Source organism: Acidocella sp., from assembly GCF_036489515.1.
Classification (GTDB): domain Bacteria; phylum Pseudomonadota; class Alphaproteobacteria; order Acetobacterales; family Acetobacteraceae; genus Acidocella.
In genome coordinates, this window is record NZ_DASXFO010000056.1 from 119,440 (window position 1) to 133,590 (window position 14,151).

The following is a 14,151-nucleotide window of genomic DNA, read 5'->3' on the forward strand; positions in this document are numbered from 1 at the left end:
GCCAACACAGCCCATGGCCCAGCATAACAAAAGTTTTTGCGCCGCTTTTTCCAAAAAGCGGCTGCTTTCTTCCTAAGCGAAAAACCGGTTCGCCGGGCGCGGCAGGCCGAGATGTTCGCGCAGCGTCGTCCCCTCATAGTCCTTGCGGAACAGCCCGCGCCGCTGCAGCTCCGGCACCACCATGTCGACGAACTCGTCCAGCCCCGTCGGCACGGTCGGGAACATGACGTTGAAGCCGTCGCAGGCGCGGGTCTCCAGCCATGCCTCCATCTCGTCGGCGATGCTGGCGGGCGTGCCGACGAAGCTCTGCCCGGCATAGCCACCGACATATTGCGCCAGCTGGCGGACCGTAAAATTCTTCCGCTTCGCCAGCTCGATCACCCGCTCGCGCGAGGATTTGCTGTCATTGGTCTCCGGAATGTCCGGCAGCGGCGCATCCAGCTCGAAACCGGATGCATCGCAGCCCAGCGCCACCGAGAGCGAGGCGAGCCCGCTATCGGGATGCACCAGGCTATCGAGCTGCTGCTTTTTCGCCTGTGCCTCTTCCATCGTCTCGCCGACAATCACCAGCGCCCCCGGCAGGATCTTCAAATGCTCCGGATCGCGGCCGATCTGCTGCATCCGCCCTTTCACGTCGGCGTAGAAAGCGCGCGCCGACTCGATCGAGCCGCCGGCGGCGAACACCATCTCCGCCGTCTCGGCGGCGAGCTGACGCCCGGCATCGGACGCCCCGGCCTGCACGATCACCGGCCAGCCCTGCGGCGGGCGGGCGATGTTCAACGGCCCGCGCACCGAGAAATTTTCCCCCTTGTGATTCAGCACATGCATTTTCTCCGGGTCGAAGAAAATCCCCGACTCCGGGTCACGGATGAACGCGTCGTCGGCAAAACTGTCCCACAGCCCGGTCACCACGTCATAGAACTCGCGGGCGCGACGATAGCGATCGCCGTGCTGCATATGCTCGTCCATGCTGAAATTCAGCGCCGAATCGGGATTCGAGGTGGTGACGATGTTCCACCCCGCCCTTCCGTTGCTCAACGCATCCAGCGAGGCGAATTTGCGCGCCAGGTCATAAGGCTGATTGAAGGTGGTCGAGCCGGTGGCGATCAGCCCGATCCGCTCGGTCACCGCCGCCAGCGCCGGCAGCAGCACCAGCGGGTCGAACGAGGTCACGGTGCCGCTGCGCTTGAGCGCCTGCACCGGCATGTTCAGCACCGCCAGATGGTCGGCCATGAAGAACGCGTCGAATTTCCCCCGCTCGAGCGTCTGCACGAAACGCTTCAGATGGGCGAAATTAAAGTTGGCATCGGGAAAAGCGCCGGGATAGCGCCACCAGGCGGTATGAATGCTGACGGGGCGCATGAAGGCGCCGAGATGCAGTTGCCGTTGAGCCATGCTCGATTACTCCTCGTAAGTTGGGCATAACATAGGCGCTGATCACGGAACGGCTATCCTGAAGGAACGGAAGAATGAGGGAGCAACCCATGGCGACGATCTACGGACATCGCGGCGCGCGCGCCGAACGGCCTGAAAACACCATCGAAGGGTTCGTTCACGCGGTCGCCCGCGGCGTCGCCGGCATCGAGACCGACATCGCCCTGAGCGCGGATTTTTGCCCCGTCCTGCATCACGATCCGGAATTTTCGGACGGTCGCCGGATCAAGGATCTGCCCCGGTCGGAATTGCCGCCTGAAGTTCCCACTCTGGAAGCCGCACTCAACCGCCTTCCGGACATCGAATGGCTGCTGGAAATCAAAACCTTCCCAGATGCGCCGGAGCGGAGCCATCCGCCCGAACTGGTGGCCACGCGGGTGCTGGAGGTGCTGGAAAAAGCCCCGGCGCAAAAAATCGTCATCTTCGTCTTCGACTGGGCGGTCCTGCGCGCCGTCGCGGCGGGCAATCCGGCGCTCCGGCGCGTCTGCCTGACCGCACCGAAAACCGCGCAGCACCGCAATGTCTGGTGGGGCCCAGGCTTCGACGGCATGTCGATTCCGCAAGCCGTGGCCGCCACCGGCGCCTGGGGCTGGGCCGCCGAGCAGAAAAGCCTGAGCCAGGCCGAAATCGACGAAGCCCACGAGCTGGGCTTGAAAATATTCGCCTGGACGGTGAACGAGCGGCAGGATTTTGACCGGCTAGCGCCGTGGGTGGACGGCATCATCACCGACCATCCGTCGCGCTTTCTCGCGTAGCCGTTCAAGAGGAAGACTTCTTTTTGTGAACAAAAAGAAGCAAAAAAACTTTATTAATCTGGGGCATGGGCGTTGTCCCCGACAACGCCCATGCCCCAGCGTCGCAAAAATTTTTGCGCCGCTTTTTTTAAAAAGCGGCCTCTTACTCCGCCATCACCTGCTGATGCTGCTGGCGGAGTAGGTCCAGATACGGACCCGGCCGGTTGGCCAGCTCGTCGGGTGTGCCCTCGTCGATGATCTTGCCGTCCTGCATGACGATGATCCGGTCGAAATCGCGCAGGGTGGACAGCCGGTGCGCGACCGCGATCACCGTGCGCCCCGCCGCCAGGCGGTTGAGCGCCTGTTGCACGCTGGCCTCCGACTCCGAATCCAGCGCCGAGGTCGCCTCGTCCAGGAGCAAGATGGGCGCGTCGCGCAGGAAGGCGCGGGCGATCGCCAGGCGCTGGCGCTGCCCGCCGGAAAGCCGCAGGCCGCGCTCGCCCACCGGCGTGTCATAGGCCATCGGCATCGCCATGATGAAATCATCGGCATAGGCGGCGCGCGCCGCCTCCCGCACCTCCTCGTCGCTCGCCTCCGGCCGCCCGTAGCGGATATTCTCCATCACCGAGCGGTGAAACAGCTGCACATCCTGCGAAACCACGGAAATGGAAGAAACCAGGCTGTCCCGGGTCAAGGTGGTGATGTCCACATCGTCGATGCAGATCACGCCATGCGAGGTGTCGTATTGCCGTTGCAGCAGCGCCAGCATGGTGGACTTGCCCGAGCCTGAGCGTCCCACCAGCCCCACCCGCTCGCCGCCGGCGATGGTCACGTTGATGTCGCGCAGCACCGGCTGCGCCTCGCCATAGGAGAAATCCACCTGCGCGAACTCCACCTTGCCGCGCGGCGTGTCCAGCGCGACGGCGTCCGGGTCGTCTGGCATGTCATGCGGCACCAGCAGCGCCTTCAGCGCCTCGCCAAGGCGGGCCCAGTCCTGGACCATTTCCACCAGTGCCACCGCCAGGTCGCGCGTGCCATGCAGCACGGTGAAGCCCAGCGTGATCACCAGCACCACGTCGCCCGGCGTCGCATGTCCATGCTGCCAGCGCCACAGCACCCAGAAGAGCAGACAGGCGGTCAGCACCGCCGTCACAACCGCATGAATCAGCCGGATTTTTTCCAGATAGCGCAGGCTGGTGTGGCGCGCCTGCATCTCCGCGCCGACATCCACCGCGAATCTCTTGCGTTCGCGCAACGTCGCGCCAAAGGCCCGGACCACGCTGACATTGTTGATGACGTCCACCAGCTGCCCGTCCACCGAGGCCGCGGCCTCGGCATAGTCCTGATGCAGATTGCGGCCGAGATAAGCGAGCCGGCCCAGCACCAGGCCGAGCCCCACGGAGATCACCACCATCATCCCGCCCATCAGCGGATCGACCAGGGCGATCATCAGCACCGAGCCCAGCACCGCCGTCATCGGCGGCAGCACGTTCCACACGGTCAGGCTCTCGATGCGAAACACCGAATTGCCCGTCGCCGAAATCCGCCCGGCCAGCATGCCGGCACGGCGCGTGGTGAAGAAGCCCGGCGCATGGCCGAGCGTATGGTCGAACAGATAGCGCCTGATATCGCCGGTGACCTGGACGAAGGTGCGCGCCGCGACCCAACCGCCGACGCGCCAGGACAGATTGTCCACCGCGATCAGCCCCGCCAGCAGGACAAAGGCAGCCCAAACCGCCGAGACATCATGCCGCGCCAGCACGTCCACCACGTTTTTGACCGCATATTGCGACATCACGGAACAGCCGACCCCGGTCAGCACCGAGAGGAGGATGACGATATGCGCCCCCGCATGGCGCGAAACCGCGTTCAGCACGAAGCGTACCGGTCGCCGCTCGAGTTTGTCCGGGGTGCCTTCCTGGGGCTTCAACAATTCGTCAGCCATATCTCTATCTCTGCCTCGCCAAATTCACGCCCCTCCGCATAAACACGGACTTTGCGGCAGTAAAAAGTCATCGGGCGCCACAATGCTGCCGCACCAACCTGTTTTTGCTGCGCCTCATCACCACCCAAGCGAAGAAAGGCCCAGGTGAAACGATGCGTATTGCTCAGATCGCCCCCCTGCACGAGGCAGTCCCGCCGAAACTCTACGGCGGCACCGAGAGGGTCGTCTCGTTCCTCACCGAGGAACTCGTCGCCATGGGGCATGACGTGACCCTGTTCGCCAGCGGCGATTCAGTCACGAAGGCCAAGCTGGTGCCCGTCTGGCCGCAGGCCTTGCGCCTCGACCCCACCATCCGCGACTCCCTGGCGCCGCATATGCTGCTGATGGAAACGGTCTACCGTCGCGCCGACGAGTTCGACATCCTGCATTTCCATAACGACTATTTCCCGGCCTCGCTGTTCTCGCGCCAGCCCGTGCCCTTCGTCACCACGCTGCACGGGCGACTGGACCTGCCGGAGCTGAAGCCGGTCTATGCCGGCCTGCCGGCGCAGAACCTGGTGTCGATCTCCAACTCGCAGCGCCGACCGCTGTCGGAGGGGAATTTTATCGGCACCGTGCTTCACGGCCTGCCGGTCAACCTGCTGCGGCCGCAGCCGATGCCGCATGATTATGTCGCCTTCCTCGGCCGCATCTGCCCCGAGAAGCGCCCCGACCGCGCCATCCGCATCGCCGCCGGTGCCGGCGAAAGCCTGCGCCTCGCCGCCAAGGTGGACCGCGTCGATGCAGAGTATTTCGACACCCAGATCGCGCCGATGCTGAATGAGCGCGCCAAGCTGATCGGCGAGATCGGCGACGCCGACAAATCGGCCTTCCTCTCCGGCGCCAAGGCGCTGCTGATGCCGATCGATTGGCCGGAGCCGTTCGGCCTGGTGATGATCGAGGCGATGGCCTGCGGCACCCCGGTGATCGCCTACAATCACGGCTCCGTGCCGGAGATCATCGAGCACGGCGTGACCGGCTTCATCGTCGGCAATGAGGCCGAGGCGATCGAGGCCCTGAAACAGATCCACACGCTGGATCGCCGCGCGGTCCGCGCCCGCTTCGAGGAGCGCTTCTCCGCCCGCCGCATGGCCCAGGATTATCTGGACGTGTACGAATCCCTGGCCGCAGTCGAACCGCGGCGCCTGGCGCTGGCGCGCTAAAGCGAAGGGTAAGGCTACTTTTTGTGAACAAAAAGTAGCAAAAAAACTTTGTTAATTTGGGCCATGGGCGTTGTCACCGACAACGCCCATGGCCCAAATTTTTACTGCACGAACGGCGCGCTGATCATCAGCTTCACCTCGTCGCTGATCACCGGCACATAGGTGGTCTGGTTGAAATCTCTGCGCTTGATCTCACCCGTGGCATTGAAGCCGATCGTGTACTGATGGGTGACCGGGTTGATGCCCGAGGCATTGAACGAGACTTTCAAGGTCTCCGGCTTGGTGACGCCATGGAAGGTCAGATTGCCCGTCACCAGCGCCGTGTCATGCCCGGTGCGCACCACCTTGGTCGAGACGAAGGTGATGGTCGGGTACTTCTTGGTATCGAACCAGTTTGGGCTGTTCAGCATGCCGTCCAGCACCGTGTTGCTGGTGGAGATGGTGTCCGCCGGGATCGTGATGCTGAGCTTCGCGGCTGCCACGTCCTTCGGATTGATGGTCAGGCTGCCGGTGATGCCGGTGAACTGGCTGTACCACGTCGTGAAGCCGAAATGCGTCACCGCGGTCAGCAGGCGGGCGTGGGACGGGTCAACCGTATAGGTGCCGGCGTGGATATGCGCCGGATTGGTGTCTGGCTGCGCCGCCACCGCGAGCGACGGGAGCAGAACGGCGGCGAGTGCGGCAGTTTGAAAGAATTTAAGCATGAACATTCCCTGTTGATTAAGCGTTAGCTGGGTCATGGGCGTTGTCCGTGACAACGCCCATGACCCAGCATTATAGAAGTTTTTTTGCTACTTTTTGTTCACAAAAAGTAGCCTTCTCTTCCCTCTAGGCGGCGAGCGCGGCGATCTGCGCCTGCGCGGCAGCCAAGGCGGCGGGTTTCAGATCCGGCACCGCCATCGTCTCGGCGCGGATCACCGTCACATCGGTGACCCCGATAAAGCCCAGCGCCGCCTTCAGGTAGGCTTCCTGATGGTCGAGTGCCGCTAACGGCCCCGCGCTGTAGGCGCCACCGCGCGACGAGGCGATGAACACTTTCTTGCCCGCAGGCACCAGCCCGACCGGCACGCCGTCGGCGCCGTAGCGGAAGGTCTTGCCGGCGACCAGCACGCGGTCGACCCAGGCCTTCAGCTGGCTCGGCGGTGCGAAATTATACATCGGCGCGCCGATGACGATGATGTCGGCCACGAACAGCTGGTCGATGAACGGGGCCGCCGCGGCGATGTCCGCGATCACCGCCGCGTCGGTCGGGGCGGTGCCGAACATGGCGCCGATATGCGCCGGGGAGAGATGCATCGGCGCGGAAGCGGCGAGGTCGAGATAGGTGACCTCCAGCCCCGGATGCAGCGCCTTCTGGCGCGCGACCAGGGCGGCGGTGAGGCCGCGGGAGACGGAATTAGGGCCGAGAATGCTGGAATCGATGTGCAGAAGTTTCATGACGAAAGACCTTTGCCGTTGATGTCTGGCATATTGAAGTTTTTTACCCCTCTGTGAAGCCAATATGTTTCGATATATACTATCGTTATAACCGATATAGAGCAGAAACCTGCCATGCTTGACGGTGTCTCCTTCGACCAGCTCCGCGTGTTCATCGCCGCCGCCGAGGCCGGCAGTTTTTCCGCCGCCGGCCGCAGGCTGCGGCGCGCGCAATCGGTGATCAGCCAGACCATCGCCAATCTCGAGGCGCAGCTCGGCGTGACGCTGTTCGCGCGTTCCGGCCGCTATCCGGTGCTCACCGAAGCCGGCCGCCTGCTGCTGGCGGATGCGCGGGCCGTGTCGTCGGGGGTCGACGCGCTGAAAGCCCGGGCACGCGGCATGGCGGCGGGCATCGAGCCGGAACTCTCGGTCGCGATCGACGTGATGTTCCCAATGGCGGCGCTGACCCGTGCCGCGGCGGCGTTCGGCGCGCAATTTCCCGCCACCTCGCTGCGCCTGTACGTGGAAGCCTTGGGCGGCGTGGCGAAAGCTGTGCTCGATCGCCAGTGCCAGCTCGGCGTGGTCGGCACGCTGCCGCTGAGCACGGATGCGCTGGTGACGGAAAGACTGCTCGGCATACGGGTGGTGTTCGTCGCCGCACCCACCCATCCGCTGCTGCAGATCAACGGGCCGGTGCCAGTCGCGGACCTCTGCAAACACGTGCAGCTGGTGCTGACCGACCGCACCGAGCTGTCGGCGGGACGGGAATTCCGGGTGATGTCACCACGCAACTGGCGGCTCGCTGATCTCGGCGCCAAGCACGCCTTTCTGCTCGCCGGACTCGGCTGGGGTGGCATGCCCTATGCCATGGTCGCACGGGACATCGCCGAAGGCACGCTGAAGCAGATCGCCCTGCAGGATCTGCCCATGGAGGGCGAGATGATGGCGATGTCCGCCGCCTATCCCGCCGACACGCCGCCCGGCCCGGCCGGGCGCTGGTTCATCGAGCAATTGCGCCATTTTGGCGCTGACAACGAAGAAGAAAGGAAAGCAGCCGCTTTTTGAAAAAAGCGGCGCAAAAACTTCTTTTATGCTGGGCCATGGGCTTTGTCGCTGACAACGCCCATGGCCCAAAGGTTGCAGTTGGTTACCAGACATTCCTCCCCCGGCAACTTGCCCCCGGCCAAACCCCGCATACATTCTTGGATACGACTTGACTTGATGGAGAGAAATCGTGCGACTGGCACTGGCTGGACGGTTATTGGCAGGCGCGGTGCTCCTGGCGAGCCTCACCGGCTGCTATGCCGCCCCTTATGGCTATTATGGTGGCGGCTATTATGGCTATCCCTATTATTATGGCTATGGCGGGTATGGCGGCTATTGGTGGCACGGCCACTATTGGCATGGCCATCCTGGCTATGGGCATGGTGGCTATGGGCATGGTGGCTATGGGCATGGTGGTTACCACGTCGCGCATGGCGGCGGGTGGCATGGCGGGGGCCCTGGCCATTAAAGAAAGGGAAGGCTTCTTTTTGTGAACAAAAAGAAGCAAAAAAACTTTTTTATGCTGGGCCATGGGCGTTGTCACCGACACCGCCCATGGCCCAGCATAACAAAAGTTTTTGCGGCGCTTTTTTCAAAAAGCGCCTGCTTGCCTCAGCAATCATCCTCTAATGATTGTCGCGCGATTCACCACGCGTTTCCAGGATGTTGAGATAGAGTGTCGCCGGCTCGAGGCAGGCGCCGGTGCCCATCTGGCCCACCTGCGCTCGGTAGATTTCCTCCCAAGGTGTCATATTATTTAACAGCGGCGGCACCCAGGCTGCGCGGCGCGCTTCCAGCTCCGCGTCGGAAATCATCACGTCGACCTTGTTGCGGTTGAGATCGACGCGGATTTTGTCGCCGGTTCGCAACAACGCCAATCCGCCCCCCACCGCCGCCTCCGGGGAGACATTCAAGATCGACGGGCTGCCGGAGGTGCCGGATTGCCGCCCGTCGCCCATGGTCGGCAGTGCTGCCACGCCCTTCTTCAGCAGCGCCGCCGGCGGCTGCATGTTCACCACCTCGGCGCTGCCGGGATAGCCGACCGGCCCGCAATTGCGGATGACCAGCATTGAGGTTTCGTCGACGCCGAGGTCCGGATCCTCGATCCGCGCGTGGTAATCCTCGGGCCCCTCGAACACCACGACCTTGCCCTCATACACGTTGGGATGGGCAGGATCGGACAAAAACCGTTCGCGGAACTCCGCGTCGATCACCGCCGTCTTCATCACCGCGCTGTCGAACAGATTGCCCGAGAGCACGACGTAGCCGGCATTCTCCTTCAGCGGCTCGGCATAGCGGCGGATTACGGTGCCATCCACCGCCCCCGCGGTTTCGAGATTTTCCGCCAGCGTGCGGCCGGTGACGGTCATCACGTCACCATGCAGCCGCCCCGCTTCGAGCAGTTCACGCAGCACCGCCGGCACCCCGCCGGCGCGGAAAAAACTTTCCGACAGGAACCGCCCGGCCGGCTGCACATCCGCCAGCAGCGGCGTGTGTGCGCCGAATTCCTGCCAATCCTCCAGCGTGTGATCGACGCCCATATGCCGGGCGATCGCCACCATATGGATCGGGCAGTTGGACGAAGCGCCAAGCGCCGCCGCCGCCACCACCGCGTTCTGGAAGGCGTGGCGCGTCATGATGTCGGAGGGGCGCAGATTTTCCGCCACCATCGCGACGATACGCTTGCCGGTCACATAGGCCATCTGCCCGCGTTCGCGATACGGCGCCGGGATCATGGCGCAGCCCGGCAGGCTCATGCCCAGCGCCTCGGCCAGCGAATTCATCGAGCTCGCCGTGCCCATGGTGTTGCAATGCCCGACGGACGGCGCGGAGGACACCACCATATCCATGTACGCGTCGTAGTTGATCTTGCCTTCGGCAAACAGTTTTCGCGCCTCCCAGACCACCGTGCCGGACCCGGCCAGCTTGCCCTTGAACCAGCCATCCAGCATCGGCCCACCGGAGAGCACGATGGAGGGAATGTTCACAGTCGCCGCACCCATCAGGCAGGCCGGCGTGGTCTTGTCGCAGCCGGTGGTCAGCACGACGCCGTCGATCGGATAGCCGTGCAGCACTTCCACGAGGCCCAGATAAGCGAGGTTACGGTCGAGCGCCGCGGTCGGACGCTTGCCGGTTTCCTGAATCGGATGCAGCGGAAATTCCATCGGAATCCCCCCGGCTTCGCGAATGCCGTCACGCACGCGATGCGCGAGTTCCAGATGATGCCGGTTGCAGGGGGAAAGATCCGAACCGGTCTGCGCGATGCCGATGATCGGCTTACCCGATTGCAGCTCCTCACGCGTCAGGCCGTAATTGAGATAGCGCTCGATATAGAGCGATGTCATGCCTGGATTTTCAGGATTATCGAACCAGCGACGGCTGCGCAGGCGGGGCGCCGTATCTTTCACTTCTTGCATCGTACCTCCTCCCGGGGGTGTTATTTGCAAAAACTGTAAGTCACGCTCCGATCGTCAGCAACCCCAAGAACATGAAGTATTCATCCCAGGCAAGAAGGCTCCACGTGTCTTTCACAAGAATTTTCACGCGTTTATTTGCAATATTCAAAATCCGTCGAAACCACCCTCGCCCCAACAACTTGGTTCCGCTTATTGAACAAATTTTTATTAAAAAACAACCACCTCCGACTCGCCATGCCGCGCCAAAACGAACCGGTGGTGGATTTTTGCAATAGAAAAACCCATTCTATAACCTTCATTTACATAGAATTTTCCTGATGCGCGCGAAGAAAGTTCTGTTGACGCCATCCCGTTGGTCGCTCCATAGTCGCTTGACAAACAATAGGCCGAACCAATTCGGCATTCTCTAGGGCGGGAGTCATCTTTGATGGACTTGGAAGCACGCACGATCGGGCGCGTTACGAAGCGTCTGATGCCATTTCTTATTCTGTGTTATTTCGTTGCCTATCTCGACCGCGTGAATGTCGGCTTCGCCGCGCTCAGCATGAACAAGGACCTTGGTTTCACAGCCACGACCTTCGGTATCGGCGCCGGTATCTTCTTCATCGCCTATTTCTTCTTCGAAGTGCCGTCGAATCTGCTGCTCGACCGTGTTGGGGCGCGCAGATGGATCGCGCGCATCATGTTCACCTGGGGCATCGTCGCCGGCGCCGAAGCTTTCATTCCGCAGATCGCGCACGCCACGGGCTTGAGCCCCGCCACCGTGTTCATCACGCTGCGCGTGCTGCTGGGCGTCGCCGAAGCCGGCTTCTTCCCGGGCATCATCTTCTATCTGACGATCTGGTTCCCCGCCCTCTACCGCGCACGGATGATCGGCATGTTCATGGCGGCGATTCCGCTGTCCACCGTGATCGGCGGCCCGATCTCGGGGATGCTGCTGTATGTCCACGGTCTCGGCCTCGCCAACTGGCAATGGCTGTATCTGATCGAAGCCATTCCCGCGCTGCTGCTCTCCGGCGTCGTGCTCATGTATCTCACCGACCGGCCGAACGATGCGACATGGCTGGAAGATGACGAGCGCGCCTGGCTGGTGCAACGGCATGCGACGGAAAACCGCATCCGCCTGAAGGCCAACCGTTTCTCCGCGCTGCAGGCCATCACCAACACCCGCGTGGTGCTGCTCGCGTTCATCTATTTCGGCATCAACGCGGCGGTCTACGGCATCAGCTTCTTCCTGCCGCAAATCGTGCATGGTTTCGGCCTGTCCTTCGGGCTCACCGGCCTGGTCACCACCCTGCCCTACATCGCGGGCGTTCTCGGCATGGTGTTCTGGAGCCGCCACTCCGACCGCACGCATGAGCGTCGCGAGCATATCGGCATGGCGCTGCTGTTCGCCGGGCTGTGCATCGCCGGCACCACGGTGGTGGACAGCCCGATCGCCAAGATGTTCCTGTTCACCGTCGCCGGCTTCGGCTTGTTCGGCTCGCAGCCTTGCTTCTGGGCGCTGCCGGCCACATTCCTCTCCGGTCCCGCCGCCGCCGCCGGTCTCGCCGCGGTCAACTCGCTCGGCAACCTCTCCGGCTTCTTCGGCCCCTACGTCATGGGCCGCGTGAAGGATGCCACCGGAAGCTATACGATCGCGCTGCTGGCGATCGGCGTGATCCTCGGCTTCGCGATGCTCGTGGCACTGTCTCTGCAACATGATCAGAAGTTGGAAAACCCGGCTTTGCATGAGGGCGAGGAAGACGTGGCCGTCGGCCCCCATCGCTCCGCGGCGCGGGAACTCGCCGAGCCCTGACATAGAAGAAAGCAGCCGCTTTTTAAAAAAAGCGGCGCAAAAACTTCTGCTATGCTGGGCTATGGGCGTTGTCACCGACAACGCCCATAGCCCGAATTAACAAAGTTTTTTTGCTACTTTTTGTTCACAAAAAGTAGTCCTCCTTTTGACCTTCTTCCGCACATGAACGTTATCGGCAGGATCGAGCACAATCAGCGGCGACTGAATCACGTTCATGACGAAGCCGCAAACGCATCCATCGCGCGCGCCGAATAGACCAGCGCGGCTCCGCTGTTCAGCGCGATGGCGACCCCCAGCGCCTCCGCCAGTTCCTCCTTGCTGGCACCGGCCTTTTTCGCGGCTTCGGCATGAAACGCGATGCAGCCGTCACAACGCGTCGTCACCGCCACCGCCAGCGAGATCAGCTCTCTGGTCTTCGCATCCAGCGTCTGCGGTTTTGGTGCGGCATGGGAAATGACGTCGTTGGCGCGCAACACATCCGGATTGATCTTCGCGAGATCCCCCAGAACCGCGCCGAGTTTTTCACGATAGCCGGCCCAGTCATTCATCGCCTGTGTCATTGTTTTAACCCTCCTATATGGCGTAGCTCAGGGAAGCCTTCTTTTTGTGAACAAAAAGAAGCAAAAAAACTTTATTAATCTGGGCTATGGGCGTTTGCGCCGACAACGCCCATGGCCCAGCATAACCAAAAGTTTTTGCGCCGCTTTCTCTAGGGCCAGATCCCCGGCCCAGAGCGCCCATCAGCGATGATCACGTCCGGGCCGCCACCGGTGCGCGCCGGATCGATCGTTTCCACCGCCTTCTGCTCCATCCGCGCCAGCTGGTCGCGATGCACCTCGTCCGGCCCGTCGGCGAAGCGCAAACTGCGCTGCCACGCATAGGAATGGGAGAGCCAGGCATCCGCCACGCCGCCGCCGCCATAAGCCTGGATCGCCCAATCGATCACCTGGCACGCCACGTTCGGCGCCACGACCTTGATCATGGCGATCTCCGCCCGCGCCGCCTTGTTCCCCACCGTATCCATGAGATGCGCCGCATGCAGGCAGAGCAGCCGCGCCTGGTCGATCATGATGCGCGACTGCGCGATCCGCTCGCGCCACAGGCTTTGCTCGGCCAACCTCTTGCCGAAAGCCACGCGCGCATTCAGCCGCCGGATCATCCTCTCCAGCGCCCGCTCCGCGGCGCCGATCGAGCGCATGCAGTGATGAATACGCCCCGGCCCCAGCCGCCCTTGCGCGATCTCGAATCCCCTGCCCTCGCCCAGAAGGATATTATCCGCCGGCACGCGGACCTGCTCGAAAATGACCTCGGCATGGCCATGCGGCGCATCGTCAAACCCGAACACCGGGAGCGCACGCTTGATGGTCACGCCCGGATGCGGGTTCGGCACGAGAATCATCGATTGCCGCCGGTAGCGGTCGGCATTGCCGGGATCGCTCTGGCCCATGACGATGAAAATCGCGCAGCGCGGATCGGGCGCGCCGGAAATCCACCATTTATGGCCCTTGATGACGTACTCATCACCATCGCGAACGATCGAGGTTTCGATATTGGTCGCGTCGGACGAAGCCACTTTCGGCTCGGTCATCGCAAAAGCGGAACGGATTTTTCCGCCCAGCAACGGTTGCAACCAGCGGCCTTTCTGCGCCGGCGTGCCGTAGCGCACCAGCACTTCCATGTTGCCGGTGTCGGGGGCTGAGCAATTGAACGCCTCCGGCGCGAAGGGCGAACGCCCCATCAGTTCGGCCAATGGCGCGTATTCGCTGTTGGTCAGGCCCGCGCCGAATTCGCTGTCCGGCAGAAACAGGTTCCACAGCCCCACCGCCTGCGCCTTGGCCTTGATCTCTTCCAGAAGCGCCAGAGGCTGCCAGCGATCATCCGCCAGGGCGGGGGCAGCGAACAGTTCCGCCTCGTGCGGATAGATATAAGCCGCCATGAAATCCGCGACGCGCTCCCGCAGCGCCTCGACCTTCTGCGAGTAGGTCATGCCCATTCCGGCGTTCCCCTTTTTTGCCACTGTGCGATCGGCGTGCCGTTTCAGCAACCCCCCTTAAGCGAAGGGGAAGACTTCTTTTTGTGAACAAAAAGAAGCAAAAAAACTTTATTATGCTGGGCCATGGGCGTTGTCCCTGACAACGCCCATGGCCCAGCATAATAAAAA

The 14,151-nt window shown here is 62.4% G+C and carries 12 protein-coding genes; 5 read left to right on the top strand and 7 right to left on the bottom strand.

What is annotated here, in order from left to right; genetic code table 11:
- Positions 1-72: 72 nt before the first annotated feature.
- Positions 73-1,395, bottom strand: coding sequence for an LLM class flavin-dependent oxidoreductase (locus tag VGG47_RS09035; protein ID WP_331537649.1), 1,323 nt, complete (start codon positions 1,393-1,395; stop codon positions 73-75).
- A gap of 74 nt (positions 1,396-1,469) precedes the next feature.
- On the opposite strand from VGG47_RS09035, the gene VGG47_RS09040 reads away from it, so the two are divergent.
- Positions 1,470-2,189 (top strand): glycerophosphodiester phosphodiesterase, encoded by a 720-nt coding sequence (locus VGG47_RS09040; protein WP_331537651.1) that lies wholly within the window; start codon positions 1,470-1,472, stop codon positions 2,187-2,189.
- Positions 2,190-2,331: 142 nt separating this feature from the next.
- Here the strand turns inward: VGG47_RS09040 and VGG47_RS09045 are convergent, their stop codons facing one another.
- Positions 2,332-4,113 carry an ABC transporter ATP-binding protein gene (locus VGG47_RS09045; protein WP_331537654.1) on the bottom strand — a complete coding sequence of 594 codons (1,782 nt, stop codon included), beginning with the start codon at positions 4,111-4,113 and terminating at the stop codon, positions 2,332-2,334.
- Positions 4,114-4,265: 152 nt separating this feature from the next.
- On the opposite strand from VGG47_RS09045, the gene VGG47_RS09050 reads away from it, so the two are divergent.
- Positions 4,266-5,315, top strand: a complete 1,050-nt coding sequence (locus tag VGG47_RS09050) for a glycosyltransferase family 4 protein (protein WP_331537656.1) — start codon at positions 4,266-4,268, stop codon at positions 5,313-5,315.
- A gap of 101 nt (positions 5,316-5,416) precedes the next feature.
- On the opposite strand, the gene VGG47_RS09055 is transcribed toward VGG47_RS09050, so the two are convergent.
- Entirely contained in the window at positions 5,417-6,019 is a 603-nt protein-coding gene (locus VGG47_RS09055) for a YceI family protein (RefSeq protein ID WP_331537658.1), read from the bottom strand.
- 124 nt (positions 6,020-6,143) lie between these two features.
- On the bottom strand, positions 6,144-6,752 hold the full coding sequence (locus tag VGG47_RS09060) for an FMN-dependent NADH-azoreductase (protein WP_331537660.1): 609 nt from the start codon (positions 6,750-6,752) through the stop codon (positions 6,144-6,146).
- Between the two features lie 114 nt (positions 6,753-6,866).
- On the opposite strand from VGG47_RS09060, the gene VGG47_RS09065 reads away from it, so the two are divergent.
- Positions 6,867-7,796 carry a LysR family transcriptional regulator gene (locus tag VGG47_RS09065; RefSeq protein ID WP_331537662.1) on the top strand — a complete coding sequence of 310 codons (930 nt, stop codon included), beginning with the start codon at positions 6,867-6,869 and terminating at the stop codon, positions 7,794-7,796.
- Between the two features lie 169 nt (positions 7,797-7,965).
- A complete protein-coding gene (locus VGG47_RS09070) occupies positions 7,966-8,244 on the top strand; it encodes a hypothetical protein (protein WP_331537664.1) in 279 nt (92 codons plus the stop codon).
- A gap of 157 nt (positions 8,245-8,401) precedes the next feature.
- On the opposite strand, the gene VGG47_RS09075 is transcribed toward VGG47_RS09070, so the two are convergent.
- The gene (locus VGG47_RS09075) at positions 8,402-10,192 is read right to left on the bottom strand and encodes an IlvD/Edd family dehydratase (protein ID WP_331537666.1); all 1,791 of its coding nucleotides are present in this window, start codon (positions 10,190-10,192) and stop codon (positions 8,402-8,404) included.
- A gap of 472 nt (positions 10,193-10,664) precedes the next feature.
- On the opposite strand from VGG47_RS09075, the gene VGG47_RS09080 reads away from it, so the two are divergent.
- Positions 10,665-11,990 carry an MFS transporter gene (locus VGG47_RS09080; protein WP_331537668.1) on the top strand — a complete coding sequence of 442 codons (1,326 nt, stop codon included), beginning with the start codon at positions 10,665-10,667 and terminating at the stop codon, positions 11,988-11,990.
- Between the two features lie 212 nt (positions 11,991-12,202).
- Here the strand turns inward: VGG47_RS09080 and VGG47_RS09085 are convergent, their stop codons facing one another.
- A complete protein-coding gene (locus VGG47_RS09085) occupies positions 12,203-12,550 on the bottom strand; it encodes a carboxymuconolactone decarboxylase family protein (RefSeq protein WP_349256822.1) in 348 nt (115 codons plus the stop codon).
- Positions 12,551-12,699: 149 nt separating this feature from the next.
- The gene (locus tag VGG47_RS09090) at positions 12,700-13,977 is read right to left on the bottom strand and encodes an acyl-CoA dehydrogenase family protein (RefSeq protein ID WP_331537670.1); all 1,278 of its coding nucleotides are present in this window, start codon (positions 13,975-13,977) and stop codon (positions 12,700-12,702) included.
- Positions 13,978-14,151 lie beyond the last annotated feature (174 nt).

Coding starts and splice junctions, on each gene's coding strand:
- VGG47_RS09040 (WP_331537651.1), top strand. CDS start 1,470: ATGAGGGAGCAACCCATGGCGACGATCTACGGACATCGCGGCGCGCGC.
- VGG47_RS09035 (WP_331537649.1), bottom strand. CDS start 1,395: ATGGCTCAACGGCAACTGCATCTCGGCGCCTTCATGCGCCCCGTCAGC.
- VGG47_RS09055 (WP_331537658.1), bottom strand. CDS start 6,019: ATGCTTAAATTCTTTCAAACTGCCGCACTCGCCGCCGTTCTGCTCCCG.
- VGG47_RS09045 (WP_331537654.1), bottom strand. CDS start 4,113: ATGGCTGACGAATTGTTGAAGCCCCAGGAAGGCACCCCGGACAAACTC.
- VGG47_RS09075 (WP_331537666.1), bottom strand. CDS start 10,192: ATGCAAGAAGTGAAAGATACGGCGCCCCGCCTGCGCAGCCGTCGCTGG.
- VGG47_RS09090 (WP_331537670.1), bottom strand. CDS start 13,977: ATGACCTACTCGCAGAAGGTCGAGGCGCTGCGGGAGCGCGTCGCGGAT.
- VGG47_RS09050 (WP_331537656.1), top strand. CDS start 4,266: ATGCGTATTGCTCAGATCGCCCCCCTGCACGAGGCAGTCCCGCCGAAA.
- VGG47_RS09085 (WP_349256822.1), bottom strand. CDS start 12,550: ATGACACAGGCGATGAATGACTGGGCCGGCTATCGTGAAAAACTCGGC.
- VGG47_RS09080 (WP_331537668.1), top strand. CDS start 10,665: ATGCCATTTCTTATTCTGTGTTATTTCGTTGCCTATCTCGACCGCGTG.
- VGG47_RS09065 (WP_331537662.1), top strand. CDS start 6,867: ATGCTTGACGGTGTCTCCTTCGACCAGCTCCGCGTGTTCATCGCCGCC.
- VGG47_RS09060 (WP_331537660.1), bottom strand. CDS start 6,752: ATGAAACTTCTGCACATCGATTCCAGCATTCTCGGCCCTAATTCCGTC.